The organism is Flavobacterium nackdongense, from assembly GCF_004355225.1.
Lineage (GTDB): Bacteria > Bacteroidota > Bacteroidia > Flavobacteriales > Flavobacteriaceae > Flavobacterium > Flavobacterium nackdongense.
In genome coordinates, this window is sequence record NZ_CP037933.1 from 773,184 (window position 1) to 789,928 (window position 16,745).

Consider the following 16,745-nt stretch of genomic DNA (forward strand, 5'->3'; position numbering starts at 1 on the left):
ATCGGTACTCGGGTCTAGGGTTCACATAGCTATGTTTTCTCAAATAAAGTGAAACGCCTTTTATAAATGTCAACAAAAATAGCTCTATGTGGTTAAAAAATTTACCAATTGAATTTCGCACAACCGCTATTTAAAAAAGAATTATTTAACCCGTTGGGTGTAATTAGTTTTTGATGGTAATTTTTCGTCAGTCCGATTTCGTCAGAAAATCGTATCGAGAACAAGAAAAATTTATTAAAAACACTCGTTGGGTGAAATTATTAAATTTTTAGAAATAGTAAAATTGAAACGCATAGAATCATAGAAAAAAGAGTTGGATAGCCCAGTTCTTGGGTTCACATAGCTATGATTTACTAAAATCAAGCGAAGCGTCTTAATAAAATTAATAAAAAACTATGATTCTATGTGTTTAAAAAAATTAAATTGAATTACACCCAACGGGTTAAAAACGATTCTCGATACATTTTTTGTTCCGTTTTACTCCACAAAAAACACTCGAATAGACGTGTTAAATAATTACAGCCAACCGCTAATTAAAAAAGAATCGTTTATGAAAAATCTACTATTACACATTCCGCATTCCTCCACCCTAATTCCTTTAATAGAAGGCTATTGTGTGTCGGAAGACCAACTGGATCAGGAAATTTTGCGGTTGACCGATTGGTACACCGATGATTTATTCGAAAATGAGCTGGATTGCAGTATCAAAGCGCCTTTCTCGAGAATTTTTTGCGATACGGAACGGTTTTCAGAGGATAGCCAAGAGGTCATGGCGCCATTCGGTATGGGCGTTTTATATGAGAAAACGGATGCTGGAGCGACACTTCGGCAGGTATCGGCCCCTTTGCGTGAGCGTATTCTGAACGAATACTATTGGAAACACCACCATCAATTCACCGACAAGGTCAAAACACAGTTAGCCCAATTCGATTGTGCCACGATTGTCGATTGTCATTCCTTTCCTAATATTCCTTTGCAACGGTCCTTGGATCGATCGCCTTTTCGACCTGATTTCAATATTGGCACGGATGCTTTTCATACCCCCCAAAAGTTTATTGATGCTTCGGTCAGCTTCTTCAAAGAAAAAGGCTTCTCTTTGGGTGTTGACACACCTTATAGTGGATCGATTGTACCCTTGGCGTTTTACCAGAAAGAGAAAAAAGTACAATCGATTATGTTGGAAATCAACAGGGCTTTGTATTTAAAAGATTCTTCCAATGAAAAGTCGGATCGGTATGGGGAAATCAAAGAAATTGTTCAGGAATACCTATTTATGATCAGGAGAGCGCTCTAGCCCCCGAAGGGGGAATTGGTTACGGGTTGCGGGTTGTGGGTTACGGGTTTAAGGTTTAAGGTTGTGGGTTGCGGGTTGCGGGTTTAAGGTTGGAAAAAGGTTAATCGGTTAATCGGTTAATCGGTTAGGGAAAGGTTAACTGGTAAAGTGCTTTACTAGGCCTGGGCGCCGGCTGGCTCCTTGCCCTACCCCCTAACCCCCTAAAGGGGGAACTGGCAAGCGGGTAATGGGTTGATTGGGGGGGGGTAAATGTTATTGATTGCCACCGCGCCGGCTGGCTCCTTCGCTAAAACAGTCCACTGGACTGTTTTTTAACGCTCGGCCCGGTTGTGGGTTAGAATATACCATAGTTGCTCTTCGGAATTTGGGATTTGGGATTTGGGATTTGGAAGTTGGAAGTTGGGAGTTGGAAGTTGGAGGTTGTCAGTTGATTATTTTTTTCTAAAATTATTGTATAACTGTTCATAATCGCTTGGGGGGTCTAGGTCTATCAAGTTGGCTGTAGCAGGCAGGCGATAAGTGGTACGGTTATAATCGATTCTTAGGATTGACAAAATTCTATAATAACAAGGATTATTATTTTAGTATTTTGACTTTTTTTACAATAACAACTTATCTTATTATTATTTTTGCTTGTTTTTAAGAATAAGAAGTATATTTGTTATAAAATATAGGTAAAATGAAGAATTACAAATCAGGAAATTATCAAAGTCAGGGCTACTACAAAAGCTTTCAACCCAGCTTAATCAATACGCAATGGTTGCTAGATGATATGGAGGTACAAAGCCTATTGTCGCAAGCTGATAGGCATTTGGGCAGGTTAGATATGTATTCAGAATACATTCCGAACATCGATTTGTTGATCAGTATGCACGTTGTAAAAGAAGCGACTCAGAGCAGTAAAATAGAAGGAACACAAACCAATATCGAAGAGGCCTTGATGGATGAAGAAGATATTGTTTTGGACAAAAGAGACGATTGGGAAGAAATCCAAAACTACATCCAAGCGATGCAAACTGCCATCAAACAATTGGAAACTTTGCCTTTCTCTTCCCGATTAATCAAAGAAACCCACAAAACCTTGCTGCAAGGCGTTAGAGGCGAACACAAAATGCCAGGAGAATTTAGAACCAGCCAAAACTGGATTGGTGGTGCTAGCCTTAACGATGCTACTTTTATTCCACCAGTGCATACTTCGATAGCAGAATTGATGGGGGATTTAGAAAAATTTGCCCATAATGAAGAATACTATTTTCCTGATTTACTTAAAATAGCCTTAATACACTATCAGTTCGAAACCATTCACCCTTTTCTTGATGGCAATGGACGTGTAGGGAGATTGCTCATTACGTTATACTTGGTTGACAAAACTATTTTAAAAAAACCGATACTCTATTTGTCTGATTTCTTCGAAAAAAACAGACAACTGTATTATGACAATTTGATGAATGTAAGAACCAAAAATGATTTAAAACAATGGTTTAAATTCTTTTTGGTTGGAGTAATCGAAACAGCAAAAAAAGGGATTTCAACCTTTGATGCCATTTTAAAACTGAAAAAAGAGATTGAAGAAAGCGTTCAACAAGTAGGCAAAAGAAGTACTTCTATCTTAAAAATACTCGATTATTTATACCAAAAGCCAATACTAGACTCTCAAAAAGCAGCTAAAATAACCCAGGTATCTGTTTCTACTGCTTATAAAATAATCGATGATATGGTTGTATTGGGCATTTTAAAAGAAATAACAGGCGGGAAACGAGGTAAGATATACACCTTTGATAAATACATTAAGCTATTCCAATAATAGATTTAGGCAGAGGGAGCGTTATTGGTTAACTGGTTAATTGGTTAGAAAAAGGTTAACTGGTTAGGAGTTTAGGGTTTAGGGTTGCGGGTTAGGGGTTAGGGGTTACGGGTTACGAGTTACGGGTTAAAAGTTTAAGGTTTAAGGTTGTGGGTTGCTTGAAATGGTTTAAGGTTTAAAGTTTAAGGTTGTGGGTTGCGGGTTTAAAGTTTAAGGTTGTGGGTTGTGGGTTGTGGGTTGTGGGTTGTGGGTTATCGATTAGAAAAGGTTATTTAGTTAGGAAAAGGTTAACTGGTTAATCGGTTAATTGGTTAGGGGTTACCCCCCAGCCCCCTAAAGGGGGAGTTCGTTGTCGGTTAGGAAAAGGTTGAGTGCTATACCAGGCCTGCGCGCCGGCTGGCTCCTTCGCTAAAACAGTCCACTGGACTGTTTTTTAACGCTCGGCCCGGTTAGGGTTTAAAATTGTTTAAAGTTTAAGGTTGTTTAAAATTGTTGACAACAAGAACTTATAAAACACACCCATAGCCCTTAGATTGTCTTATTCTTCGAAATACCATTGATGGCTAAGAAGTTAAACTTTATTGTAGTAGCGTACCACTTATCACTAAATTCAGTATTTTTGTATTGTGAAACCATCAGTCAACATAGCCACAATTTTCCCAAAACACTTATTTTGGGATATGGATCATAGTAAACTGGATCTTTCTAGAGATGCGGATATTATCATTCCAAGGGCTTTGTTTGCCACCACTCCCGAAACATTTGAAACTGACATCCTAAAATTAGAAGCGCTTTATTCCACTAAAGATATAGTAAAATACTTAAAATTAACTACAGAGAATATCAGTAATAAAGTTTGTATCTGTGTTGGCCAAAGATACAATGTAAAACCATTTCTACGTTTTTCACTTTAATTTATGAGAGCCGTTACTCCTGCAATCATTAGAGCGATTATTGAATTACAAACATTACCCACGGTATCTAAATTTACTTTAGGCGGTGGTACAAATCTTGCACTACAATTCAATCACAGAATTTCAGATGATCTCGATTTCATTTATGATGGAATAATTGGCAAAGAGGGTTTTAAAAAAATCGAAAATGAAGTCAAAAACTACTTTGGTAAAAAAGCAAAAAGCTTTGACAATCCTTGTGATATAAACGACTAATATTGTTTTCTGCGTTTTTTTCTTGATATTGAAGATGGATCAACTATAAAAGTAGAGTTGCTTCAAAATATGAAAAATTTATTTGCGACAGAATTCAATCAAGGAATACATCTACTTTCAAAAAAAGACATTGGTCTATTTAAATTAATCAGCACCTCAAACCGTTCGACAAAAAAAGATATTTATGACTTGGACTTCATAACCGATACCATTTCATTAATTGATTTATATGAAGACTTAAAAGTTAAAACACTTAAATTCAACAAAGAAGAACATAGAACCATATTTGATTTAAGCAAAAACAACACGCCAATCGACAATCCAGAACTACTATTAAAATTTGATGATAATTCCGACTATTCAAAGTTTCCTTCGCATACTAACGATACCATACAAATCATCAATGGTAGCAAAACTTGGATTGAAGCAAAAATAAGTTGGCGTTCAAAAGTAAGACGCCTATACGAGTATTTAGGTAAAGATTTTCCCGGACCTAAAGGGATAAAAATCAAATAGTTTAGGGTTGGCCCCCTGGCCCCCTTTAAGGTTTAAGGTTGTTTAAAGTTGTGGGTTGTGGGTTAAGTGCTATACTAGGCCTAGGCGCCGGCTAGCTCCTTCGCTAAAACAGTCCACTGGACTGTTTCTTAACGCTCGGCCCGGTTGTGGGTTGCGGGTTGTTTGAAATGGTTTAAAGTTTAGGGTTTAAGGTTGGAAAAAGGTTAATTGGTTAATCGGTTAATCGGTTAATCGGTTAGGGAAAGGTTAACTGGTAAAGTGCTATACTAGGCCTGCGCGCCGGCTGGCTCCTTCGCTAAAACAGTCCACTGGACTGTTTTTTAACGCTCGGCCCGGTTGTGGGTTAGAATGTACGATAGTTGCTCTTCGGAATTTGGGATTTGGAATTTGGAATTTGGGATTTGGGAGTTAGGAGTTGGGATTTGGAAGTTGGAAGTTGGAGGTTGTCAGTTGATTATTCTTTTCCAAAATTATTAAATAGCTGTTCATAGTCGCTTGGGGTGTCTAGGTCTATCAAGTTGGCTGTAGCAGGCAGGCGATATACTTCTTTTTGGGCGGTTACTAGGATTTCTTTGGCGCCTTGGTCTTGATTCAACAGGCTAAGTTGATTGAAGTATTGGGCATCGAACATCGCAGGAACGCAAGGTTTATTGTTGGTTTGAGAGGCGATGATCTTGGCTTTTTTTTCGGTATAAGCTGCGATGAGTTGGTTGTAGTAAGCCGCGTCTATCAAGGGTTGGTCGGCCAAAGTGATGAGGATGGCGTCGTAAGGCTCTTGAGTTTCTTTTATATACTGTACTCCTACTGCTATTGAACTGCCGAGTCCGTTTTTCCAGTTTTTGTTTTCTATGATTTGGATGTTGCAGTGGGCCAAGGTTGGCGCTATCGTATTGGCATTAGCTCCCAAAACTACATACACCTGACTGGCCTTCGCCTGCAGCGCTTGCGCAATGGCGTGACCCAATAAGCTGGTGTTTTTCCAAGGCAATAGTTGCTTGATGCCGTTCATTCGCTTCGATTCGCCTGCGGCGAGGATTAGGAGGGCTGTTTTCATGGAAGTGGGAAGTTGGGAGTTGGAAGTTGGGAGTTGGGAGTTGGGAAAAGGTTAATTGGTTAATCGGTTAATCGGTTAGGATTTATGGTTACGGGTTGTGGGTTGCGGGTTACGGGTTACGGGTTTAAAGTTTAAGGTTTAAGGTTAATCGGTTAACTGTTAAGAAGTTTTGGGTTTATTGTTTATGGTTTATGGTTGTGGGTTCTCTTCCTCTTCTAACTTCCCGCTTCAGGCTTCCCGCTTCCTGCTTCTAATTTTCTATTTTCTGAATCTGCCATCTGGTTTAAGGTTTCAAGTTTAAGGTTTAAGGTTTAAAGTTTCAAGTTTTAGGTTAATTGATTAATCGGTTAATCGGTTAACTGTTAAGGAGTTTTGGGTTTATTGTTTATGGTTTATGGTTGTGGGTTCTCTTCCTCTTCTAACTTCTCGCTTCCTGCTTCCAGCTTCCCGCTTCTAATTTTCTATTTTCTGAATCTACCATCTAGTTTAAGGTTTAAAGTTTCAGGTTAATTGATTAATCGGTTAACTGTTAAGGAGTTTTGGGTTTATTGTTTATGGTTTATTGTTTATGGTTTATTGTTTATGGTTGTGGGTTCTCATCCTTTTCTAACTTCCCGCTTCAGGCTTCCCGCTTCCTGCTTCTAATTTTCTATTTTCTGAATCTGCCATCTGGTTTAAGGTTTCAAGTTTAAGGTTTAAGGTTTAAAGTTTCAAGTTTTAGGTTAATTGATTAATCGGTTAATCGGTTAACTGTTAAGGAGTTTTGGGTTTATTGTTTATGGTTTATGGTTGTGGGTTCTCTTCCTCTTCTAACTTCTCGCTTCCTGCTTCCAGCTTCCCGCTTCTAATTTTCTATTTTCTGAATCTACCATCTAGTTTAAGGTTTAAAGTTTCAGGTTAATTGATTAATCGGTTAATCGGTTAACTGTTAAGGAGTTTTGGGTTTATTGTTTATGGTTTATGGTTGTGGGTTCTCTTCCTCTTCTAACTTCTCGCTTCCTGCTTCCAGCTTCCCGCTTCTAATTTTCTATTTTCTGAATCTACCATCTAGTTTAAGGTTTAAAGTTTCAGGTTAATTGATTAATCGGTTAATCGGTTAACTGTTAAGGAGTTTTGGGTTTATTGTTTATGGTTTATGGTTGTGGGTTCTCTTCCTCTTCTAACTTCCCGCTTCAGGCTTCCCGCTTCCTGCTTCTAATTTTCTATTTTCTGAATCTGCCATCTGGTTTAAGGTTTCAAGTTTAAGGTTTAAGGTTTAAAGTTTCAAGTTTTAGGTTAATTGATTAATCGGTTAATCGGTTAACTGTTAAGGAGTTTTGGGTTTATTGTTTATGGTTTATGGTTGTGGGTTCTCTTCCTCTTCTAACTTCTCGCTTCCTGCTTCCAGCTTCCCGCTTCTAATTTTCTATTTTCTGAATCTACCATCTAGTTTAAGGTTTAAAGTTTCAGGTTAATTGATTAATCGGTTAACTGTTAAGGAGTTTTGGGTTTATTGTTTATGGTTTATTGTTTATGGTTTATTGTTTATGGTTGTGGGTTCTCATCCTTTTCTAACTTCCCGCTTCAGGCTTCCCGCTTCCTGCTTCTAATTTTCTATTTTCTGAATCTGCCATCTGGTTTAAGGTTTCAAGTTTAAGGTTTAAGGTTTAAAGTTTCAAGTTTTAGGTTAATTGATTAATCGGTTAATCGGTTAACTGTTAAGGAGTTTTGGGTTTATTGTTTATGGTTTATGGTTGTGGGTTCTCTTCCTCTTCTAACTTCTCGCTTCCTGCTTCCAGCTTCCCGCTTCTAATTTTCTATTTTCTGAATCTACCATCTAGTTTAAGGTTTAAAGTTTCAGGTTAATTGATTAATCGGTTAACTGTTAAGGAGTTTTGGGTTTATTGTTTATGGTTTATTGTTTATGGTTTATTGTTTATGGTTGTGGGTTCTCATCCTTTTCTAACTTCCCGCTTCAGGCTTCCCGCTTCCTGCTTCTAATTTTCTATTTTCTGAATCTGCCATCTGGTTTAAGGTTTCAAGTTTAAGGTTTAAGGTTTAAAGTTTCAAGTTTTAGGTTAATTGATTAATCGGTTAATCGGTTAACTGTTAAGGAGTTTTGGGTTTATTGTTTATGGTTTATGGTTGTGGGTTCTCTTCCTCTTCTAACTTCTCGCTTCCTGCTTCCAGCTTCCCGCTTCTAATTTTCTATTTTCTGAATCTACCATCTAGTTTAAGGTTTAAAGTTTCAGGTTAATTGATTAATCGGTTAATCGGTTAACTGTTAAGGAGTTTTGGGTTTATTGTTTATGGTTTATGGTTGTGGGTTCTCTTCCTCTTCTAACTTCTCGCTTCCTGCTTCCAGCTTCCCGCTTCTAATTTTCTATTTTCTGAATCTACCATCTAGTTTAAGGTTTAAAGTTTCAGGTTAATTGATTAATCGGTTAATCGGTTAACTGTTAAGGAGTTTTGGGTTTATTGTTTATGGTTTATGGTTGTGGGTTCTCTTCCTCTTCTAACTTCCCGCTTCAGGCTTCCCGCTTCCTGCTTCTAATTTTCTATTTTCTGAATCTGCCATCTGGTTTAAGGTTTCAAGTTTAAGGTTTAAGGTTTAAAGTTTCAAGTTTTAGGTTAATTGATTAATCGGTTAATCGGTTAACTGTTAAGGAGTTTTGGGTTTATTGTTTATGGTTTATGGTTGTGGGTTCTCTTCCTCTTCTAACTTCTCGCTTCCTGCTTCCAGCTTCCCGCTTCTAATTTTCTATTTTCTGAATCTACCATCTAGTTTAAGGTTTAAAGTTTCAGGTTAATTGATTAATCGGTTAACTGTTAAGGAGTTTTGGGTTTATTGTTTATGGTTTATTGTTTATGGTTTATTGTTTATGGTTGTGGGTTCTCATCCTTTTCTAACTTCCCGCTTCAGGCTTCCCGCTTCCTGCTTCTAATTTTCTATTTTCTGAATCTGCCATCTGGTTTAAGGTTTCAAGTTTAAGGTTTAAGGTTTAAAGTTTCAAGTTTTAGGTTAATTGATTAATCGGTTAATCGGTTAACTGTTAAGGAGTTTTGGGTTTATTGTTTATGGTTTATGGTTGTGGGTTCTCTTCCTCTTCTAACTTCTCGCTTCCTGCTTCCAGCTTCCCGCTTCTAATTTTCTATTTTCTGAATCTACCATCTAGTTTAAGGTTTAAAGTTTCAGGTTAATTGATTAATCGGTTAACTGTTAAGGAGTTTTGGGTTTATTGTTTATGGTTTATTGTTTATGGTTGTGGGTTCTCTTCCTCTTCTAACTTCCTGCTTCCCGCTTCCCGCTTCCCGCTTCCTGCTTTCAGACAGTATTTCGGAACAAATGGATAAGGCGATTTCTTGGGGTGTTATGGATCCGATGTCAAGTCCTGCTGGGCTGTGGATTTTTTCTAAAAAGGCTTCCTCTAGTTCGGGTTGCTGTTCTACCAATTCATTGATTAATTTTTGTCCTCTTGCCTTGGCGCCAAGCAACCCAATGTAGGCGGCTTGACAATCCTTGATGGCTAATAAATACTGCAGGTCGCGGGCATAACTGTGGGTCATCAATACGATAGCCGTTTGCTCGTCAAATGCTTGCTGTTGCACTTCGTTGGGTTCGAGTTTGAGGAGTTGGTGCACACCTGGAAAGTCAAGGGGCGTTTTGGTGCTGAGGGCACTTGCCACAAGAACTACTTCCCAACCCAAAACCGAGGCTAGCAAACACAAATGCACCGCATCGTGTTCGGCGCCGACAATAATCAAGCGGAAACAAGGTTGCAGTTGCTGTTCGAGCACTAAGGCGGTAGTCCTCGCCTTGGATTCGGCTTGGGAGGTGTTGGCCAAAGCGAACCACTTGTTGGTGTCGAAGGAGATTTGGGAGCCCCAATGGTCACTGTTGCCTAATTGTCGCTCATAATAGGTCTTGATTTGCAATGGTTTTCGCCCTGCAACTGCATTTTCGAATGCCTGAAGCAAAGCCTCCTCGGGATGGAAAGTCTCTATCAATATGTAGAGGGTTCCCTCGCAACCCAAGCGATACCGGCCGTCATAGGTCATCATCTTGGGTTGGTTGGTCTGAAATACGGATTCGGCTTGCTTTTGGATTTCTTTTTCAACGCAACCGCCACTGATGGCGCCGGTATGCTTGCCGTCCTCGCAGAGGAGCATGCGCACGCCCGGCTTTCGATAGGAGGATCCTTCTAAGGCTACCAAAGTGGCCATTACGGTTTTGATGCCTTTTTTTTGGGCTTTCTTGAAGCTATGGATGCAGTTTTTGAACTCGAAGGTCATGGTTGTATTGTTTGTGGTTTGTGGTTTATAGTTTATAGTTTAGGGTTTGTTTAAAATTGTTTAAAGTTTAAAGTTGCGGGTTTAAGGTTGCGGGTTATGAGTTGGGGGTTTGTGGTTTGTGGTTTGTGGTTGTTTAAAATTGTTTAAGGTTTAAGGTTGTTTGAAGTTGCGGGTTGGGGGTTACGGGTTTGTGGTTGAGGGTTGTTTAAAATTGTTTAAGGTTTAAAGTTTAAGGTTGAGGGTTAGGAGTGGCAAAATGCAACGTACTTGCTTTTGCAACCCAAATGTAACCAACTTAACTCAAATTTTCAAGAGTTTGGAGGCTGGAATTGTATTTTTTAAGTTTTGCTGTTGTTGGTGTGGAAGACAATACTTTTAGACTCCTAAGAAAATCGAGATAATTACGTTTTATAGTGGGGCGGCTAGCGGTTTGAGGTGATGGGTTATTGGTTTTCTATTATCGGTTATCTGTTGGCCTTGTAATCTTGAAGGACTAGATATACCTTAGTATTCACCCTGACTCCTGCTAATCCTTTTTTGTGAAGCTGTCTTTTATACCCATTAGGACTATAGGTGCTTTGCTATTCTTGCCAGATTGGCACTAGGTTCGGATACTGCTGCAGAATGACAGCCTTTGTATTGCTATAACAAACCTAGCTCTCCAAAATAAAATAGGCTTCAGGCTGTGGAATGAATTAGTTGAAAAGCAGATTCTTAGAACAGCCTCCTTTTTTAATCCCTTACTGCTATTAGTTGTTTTTTTTACCTTTTTTTTTATTAATGCCTCAAATTAATAAAATTTTAATAAAATTTTGAGTATTAATTATTTAAAAATTAATCGTGCGCTGAGTAATTTGTAACCTATTAACGTGTAGTTAATTCAATTTTATTAATTAACCATTAAAAAAAAACAAAAAGTTATGAAATCAAAATTACTGAATCGAAAAAAGTTCAACTTACTAGTGTGCAGTTTGAGCTTTTTATTTTGTCTGAATTTATGTTTTGCGCAAAATCCGCCCTCAGCAACCGATATTGCTACAGACGGCGATTACCGATCTAAAGCAACTGGGACTTGGAATACTGCATCTACCTGGGAAACAAGAACTGCTGGGGCTTGGGCTGAGGCAACCGCTGCTCCTGGAGCAACAAACACGGTGTACATACAATCAGGCCATACTGTCACTGTTGATGCCCTTTCAGTATCTTGTTATAGTTTGCATATTAGCGCTACAGTAACTGGTACCACAGGAGTTCTTGCAGTTGGAGCAGGAAATACGGTCAATGTTAATGGAAAAATTAGATGTTATACGGGGACAGCTGTTACTGGAATTGCAGACGGTTCGTATTTAGGTACAGATTCTACCGGTACGCTCTCGGCTATGATCACCCCGCCAAACAGCAGCACAATAAAATTTGTTGGAGCTACGAGAGGGATTACATTTACTGGTGAATGGAATGCAGTTTCAACAAATAATGGCGCAGAATTTGCATTGGACGCTGGTGCAACTGGAATTTTAAATAGTGGAATCAGATTTAATCCGCTTACATTTTCAAGCGGAAAAGTCGATGCAAAGAATGCTCTGTCAAGTACAGGACCAACTACAATAAAAAATGGAGCTATTGTAACTTCAACAAGAACAGGTACTTCTCCAGTTATCAATCTGGGTACGACTATAACCATCGACAATGGTGGTACTTTGGAACTAAAAGGAGCAGTTCCTAATTTATCATTAAGTGGATTATTTACCAACAATGGTACTATTATCTATGCTGCTGCGAGTGGAACGCAAAAAGCGCTTTCCAGCGATACTGCTGGAGCTAACCCATTTTTAAATTACAATAATTTAGTAGTAAATTCTACAGCAACACTTGTTATACCAGCGTTAAAAAACATAGAAATTTCAGGGATTTTAACCAATAGCGGAGTAATTACAAATAGCGGCATTTTAACTCTTAAGTCAACTAGCTCGGGCTCTGCAAGTTTAGTGAGTTCTAGTAGCGTTGCTAATGTGCAACTACAACGCTATTTGAGCAGCAACCAACGCGGCTGGAGGCTGTTGAGCAATCCATTGGATTCTAAAACGTTTAGTACTTTAGCAACAGATAGCGGGATTACTTTAGGTACTAATTATACAGGAGAATATGTTTCTGGCACCAACACTTGGACTAGTACAGATGGTTCGGCTTCTATGGATACGCAAAAAGCGTATAAAGTATTTATTACAGGTCTTAGTGGAGAAGCTCCTGCTTATGCTACTGGACCTTCGAATGTAACTTTGGTGAACAAAGGAACGGCAGCTAATGTCGCGCCTGCTTCAATCGCTACTACTGCAGGTCAATTTTACTTGTTAGCCAATCCTTATACAGCTCCTGTGAGCGTTTCCAGTATAATTGCTGCAAGTACTGGATTAAGCAATACCGTTTCTTACTACAATCCGAACAATGCTGCTACAGATGTAAAAGTAAAAGCTGGAGGGTATGACACTCCAACTGTTTCAGGAGCTGCTGGGAGCGCTACTGACGTCGTCATTCCTGCCATGGGTGCGATTTTTGTTCAAGCTACTGCAGATGGTAGTATCAACGTTCCTACATCAGCAATATTCACTGGAACTCCATTGCAAACTGGTACCTACAATCATAAAGTGGCACAAAAAAATGGTGCTGCAACCCCTTCCTTAAAACTAGAAATAAACAGTGATGGTATTTATTATGATGCTTTAGCCTTGCGATTCAGAGCAACGACTGATGGTAGCAGCAATATCGATTTTGGAAAATTACCGAATTCCATATTAGACACCTATAGCATCGCGGGAACCAACAAAATGGCGGTTTCCGAATTGGAATTGGCGGCTCAAACTATTCCGCTTGGAATAACTTCCAGTATTCAAAAGAATTATACGGTTAGAGTAACTGAAAACAGTATTCCAGCTGGTTTTGAAGCAGTTCTTGTTGATACTTACTTGAACACCAATACGGATTTGACTCAAGGAACTGACTATGTTTTTACGATCGATAGCAACCCAGCCAGTCAAGGAAATGCTCGTTTCGCCATCAATTTAAGAACAGCTAGTTCTTTAGGAGTTAGCGTAAACGAATTGGATTCAAAAATTCAATTGTGGCCAAACCCTGCTCGTGCTGAAGTGAACATCACCAACGGACAAAATACCACCGATGGCGCTTCAAGAATTGAAATTAGTAATCTAAACGGACAACTGATTCATTCTCAAAAATCGAATCCAGGAACCACTACCACCATTCAAACGAAAGCTTGGTCTGCGGGAGTTTATATCCTAAAAGCATCGAACAACGGAACTGCAACTACTAAAAAACTAATTATTCAATAAGCCATGAAAAAAACAATTTATATCCTAGCTAGTTTATTTATTATGCTATTTACAAGTCCAATTTTTGCACAAGAAGACCCAGGAGCTGATCCAGACCCAGCCCCAATTGGTGATTATCTTTGGGTTTTGGCCGCAATAGGTTTGGTATTAGTTTACCTGAAATTCAGATCGATGCGCCGCAAAATCGACAATAATTTAAAATAGGTTTTTTTAATAGTTAGCGCCTGTTTTTCTAAACCCTGCTCCACCTTGGAGCAGGGTTTTTTATGCCAATTATATCTTAAACCCGCCTGAATCAATTAGATACCAATACACTATCTCATACCAAAAACGCATATAAAATAGTCCTAAATAGTAGGCTATTTGTCAGTCCATAGGATTCGCCAAGCACAAGTGTAGAGACGCTTACAGCGTGACAAGCTGACTCGCAAATTGGGTTAAAATCTAATTTTTGTTTGATCTTATTTCGTCACTATATCAGGATGTTACCCTATATGAATTTAACTAAGCTGTTTCTACTGGGTTTTGTGTGAAAATAAAAAACAATTATAAAATATAATACCACTGTTTTAAACCATTAAGATTAAGAAAATTAAGGTTGTGAGTATGCTTAATGAAACTAGCGAAGCTAACTTAATGTTCTCAATGGTTTGAAATAAAATGAATGTTCACAACATTTCCAGTAGAACCACTAAACTTAATTTCGTTTGGCCTCATTTGCAAATGCTACAAAAACGTAATTTCTGATACAATTTCAAGAACATTAATTTCTTTTTTCTTGAAATAAAAGTCATTTATCCCTGAATTAATTATTTATTATGCCATTATTAATCTGGAATTAATCGATTGTTAATTGCCTGATCTTTTCTTTGTATGTATAATTTAAGTCACAATGAAGAAAATAATAGGACTCAGCCTTTTTCAAATCGTCTTTTTGGTGAGCAGTTGCCCTGCCCAAAAAAAGAGTACTTCAAAAACAACAGACCCTACCCAATACGTCAACACTTTTATTGGCACAGGAGGCCACGGTCATACTTTTCCGGGGGCAACCCTACCCTATGGAATGGTGCAATTAAGTCCTGATACGCGAACCCTAGAATGGGATGCTTGCGGGGGCTATCATTATACCGATAGTTCTATCATGGGTTTTTCGCATACCCATTTGAGTGGCACAGGAATCAGCGATTTGGGCGATGTGCTGTTTATGCCCTTTACAGGAACGCCAAAACTCCAAGTAGGAACTCCCGAAGATCCTGATTCAGGCTACCGTTCCCGATTCAGCCATCAGGATGAAAAGGCAGAGCCTGGCTATTATAGTGTGCTATTGAAAGATGATAACATTAAAGCAGCACTAACCGCAACGACCCGCGCTGGATTTCATCAATATACTTATTATAATGCAGGTCCCTCTGGTATTATCATTGATTTGGCACACACCATTTATGAAGATAAAAAGCCAGACCAAGAAATACGCATCATTAGCAATACTGAAATTCAAGGCTACAAAAAATCGAGTGGTTGGGCCGTAGACCAAAATCTGTTTTTTCACGCTAAGTTCAGCCAACCCTTTACTTGTGTTTTCTATGATAATGGAAAAAAAATAGATACTAAAGACCTTGCCAAAGCCAGTCATCTGGTGGCTGTTTTAACTTTTGACATCCAAAAAGGGGAACAAATCTTGGCCAAAGTAGGCATTTCAGCTGTGGATAATTGGGGTGCTCAACAGAATTTAGAAAAAGAAATCCCCAATTGGGACTTTGAGGGAGTCAAAAAGGCAGCGCACGAACTTTGGCAAAAGGAGCTTAGCAAAATCAACATTGCGGGCGGCACCACCGATGAAAAAACCATTTTTTACACCTCCCTGTACCATACGGCAATCAGTCCGAACCTATTCACCGATGTCGATTTTCGCTATCGTGGTATGGATAAAAAAATAAAAAACTCTAATGGCAAAAATTCCTATACTGTGTTTTCGCTTTGGGACACTTTTAGAGCCTTCAATCCCCTAAAAACCATTTTGGATCCCGAGCGAACCAATGATTTCATCAATACCTTGCTTCACAAGTATGACGAAGGAGGAGTTTTGCCAATGTGGGAGTTAGTTGCCAATTACACCGGCTGCATGATCGGCTACCATTCGGTTCCCGTTGTTGTCGATGCCTACAATAAAGGGATTCGCAACTTCGATGTAGATAAAGCGTACAAAGCCATGAAAGAAGCGGCTAGCTACAATCGCAGCGGCATCCTTTTTCCCAATGAAGACGTCGCCAATAGGCTGATGCCAAAAGCGAAATTGTACAACGAACAATTGGGTTATATTCCGTCGGATCTCGAAAAACAGTCGGTTTCCAAAGCGCTGGAATATGCTTATGATGATTGGTGTATTGCGCAAATGGCGAAAGACTTGGGCAAAACAGAAGATTATACCCTATTTATGGAACGTTCCAAACGATACAAAACCTATTACGATACCACAACAGGATTTATGCGCGGTAAAAATCAGGATGGGAGTTGGAGAACGCCTTTTGACCCTCGCTTTTCGCAGCACAATGTCAATGATTATACCGAAGGCAATGCCTATCAATGGACTTGGTTTGTACCGCAAGATGTAGCAGGCTTGGTCGAACTGATGGGTGGTAAAACCGCTTTTATCAAAAATCTGGACAAGCTGTTTTCGACCAGTTCAGCGTTGACAGGCGGCACCGTATCGAGCGATATCACTGGATTGATTGGTCAATATGCGCACGGAAACGAGCCCAGCCACCACATCACACATTTGTACAACTTTGTTGGTGAATCTTGGAAAACCCAAAAACTAACTGACGATATCATGAAAACCTTGTATTTCAACAATCCCAATGGCTTGGCAGGCAACGAAGACTGTGGTCAAATGTCGGCTTGGTATGTGCTAAATGCGATGGGATTTTACTCTTTTTGCCCGGGTGACAACACCTACTCTATCGGTCGTCCGCTATTTGATACCGTCAGTATTCCGCTTGCCAATGGCAAAACCTTCCAAATCAAAACCAAGAATAATAGCGCCAACAATAAATATATTCAATCGGCCAAACTCAATGGAGTGCCCTTGAAAAAACCATTTTTTAGTCATCAAGACCTGGTCAACGGCGGTGTTTTAGAATTTGAAATGGGCAATACCATCAACAAAACCGTGTTTACGAATTAATTTTTTTAGCAAATTCAAATGAAGAGCTAACTAAAAGACGTATAAAGACCTATAAGGTTTTAAAAACCTTATAGGTCTGATCTCATAGGTCTGATAAAAAATCGATTT

10 protein-coding genes are annotated in these 16,745 nt (G+C 39.0%); 8 read left to right on the plus strand and 2 right to left on the minus strand.

The window, feature by feature from the left end:
* Positions 1-550: 550 nt before the first annotated feature.
* From E1750_RS03115 to E1750_RS03135, 5 genes are all read left to right on the plus strand, one after another.
* A complete protein-coding gene (locus E1750_RS03115; protein WP_133275363.1) occupies positions 551-1,294 on the plus strand; it encodes an N-formylglutamate amidohydrolase in 744 nt (247 codons plus the stop codon).
* A 679-nt stretch (positions 1,295-1,973) separates the two neighbouring features.
* Positions 1,974-3,098 carry a Fic family protein gene (locus E1750_RS03120; RefSeq protein WP_133275364.1) on the plus strand — a complete coding sequence of 375 codons (1,125 nt, stop codon included), beginning with the start codon at positions 1,974-1,976 and terminating at the stop codon, positions 3,096-3,098.
* Positions 3,099-3,724: 626 nt separating this feature from the next.
* Positions 3,725-4,012, plus strand: coding sequence for a DUF6922 domain-containing protein (locus tag E1750_RS03125; RefSeq protein WP_227873950.1), 288 nt, complete (start codon positions 3,725-3,727; stop codon positions 4,010-4,012).
* Positions 4,013-4,015: 3 nt separating this feature from the next.
* Positions 4,016-4,267 carry a nucleotidyl transferase AbiEii/AbiGii toxin family protein gene (locus E1750_RS03130; protein ID WP_133275365.1) on the plus strand — a complete coding sequence of 84 codons (252 nt, stop codon included), beginning with the start codon at positions 4,016-4,018 and terminating at the stop codon, positions 4,265-4,267.
* Positions 4,268-4,336: 69 nt separating this feature from the next.
* Positions 4,337-4,783 carry a hypothetical protein gene (locus E1750_RS03135; RefSeq protein WP_133275366.1) on the plus strand — a complete coding sequence of 149 codons (447 nt, stop codon included), beginning with the start codon at positions 4,337-4,339 and terminating at the stop codon, positions 4,781-4,783.
* Positions 4,784-5,237: 454 nt separating this feature from the next.
* Here the strand turns inward: E1750_RS03135 and E1750_RS03140 are convergent, their stop codons facing one another.
* Both E1750_RS03140 and E1750_RS03145 read right to left on the minus strand, forming a co-directional pair.
* Positions 5,238-5,837, minus strand: a complete 600-nt coding sequence (locus E1750_RS03140) for a nucleotidyltransferase family protein (RefSeq protein WP_133275367.1) — start codon at positions 5,835-5,837, stop codon at positions 5,238-5,240.
* 3,222 nt (positions 5,838-9,059) lie between these two features.
* On the minus strand, positions 9,060-10,109 hold the full coding sequence (locus E1750_RS03145) for an XdhC family protein (RefSeq protein WP_133275368.1): 1,050 nt from the start codon (positions 10,107-10,109) through the stop codon (positions 9,060-9,062).
* A gap of 920 nt (positions 10,110-11,029) precedes the next feature.
* Here E1750_RS03145 and E1750_RS03150 point away from each other — a divergent pair.
* The 3 genes from E1750_RS03150 (at position 11,030) to E1750_RS03160 (ending at position 16,637) form a co-directional block, all read left to right on the plus strand.
* Positions 11,030-13,453 carry a T9SS type A sorting domain-containing protein gene (locus E1750_RS03150; protein WP_133275369.1) on the plus strand — a complete coding sequence of 808 codons (2,424 nt, stop codon included), beginning with the start codon at positions 11,030-11,032 and terminating at the stop codon, positions 13,451-13,453.
* 3 nt (positions 13,454-13,456) lie between these two features.
* A complete protein-coding gene (locus E1750_RS03155; RefSeq protein WP_133275370.1) occupies positions 13,457-13,657 on the plus strand; it encodes a hypothetical protein in 201 nt (66 codons plus the stop codon).
* A gap of 688 nt (positions 13,658-14,345) precedes the next feature.
* Positions 14,346-16,637, plus strand: coding sequence for a GH92 family glycosyl hydrolase (locus E1750_RS03160; RefSeq protein WP_133275371.1), 2,292 nt, complete (start codon positions 14,346-14,348; stop codon positions 16,635-16,637).
* Positions 16,638-16,745 lie beyond the last annotated feature (108 nt).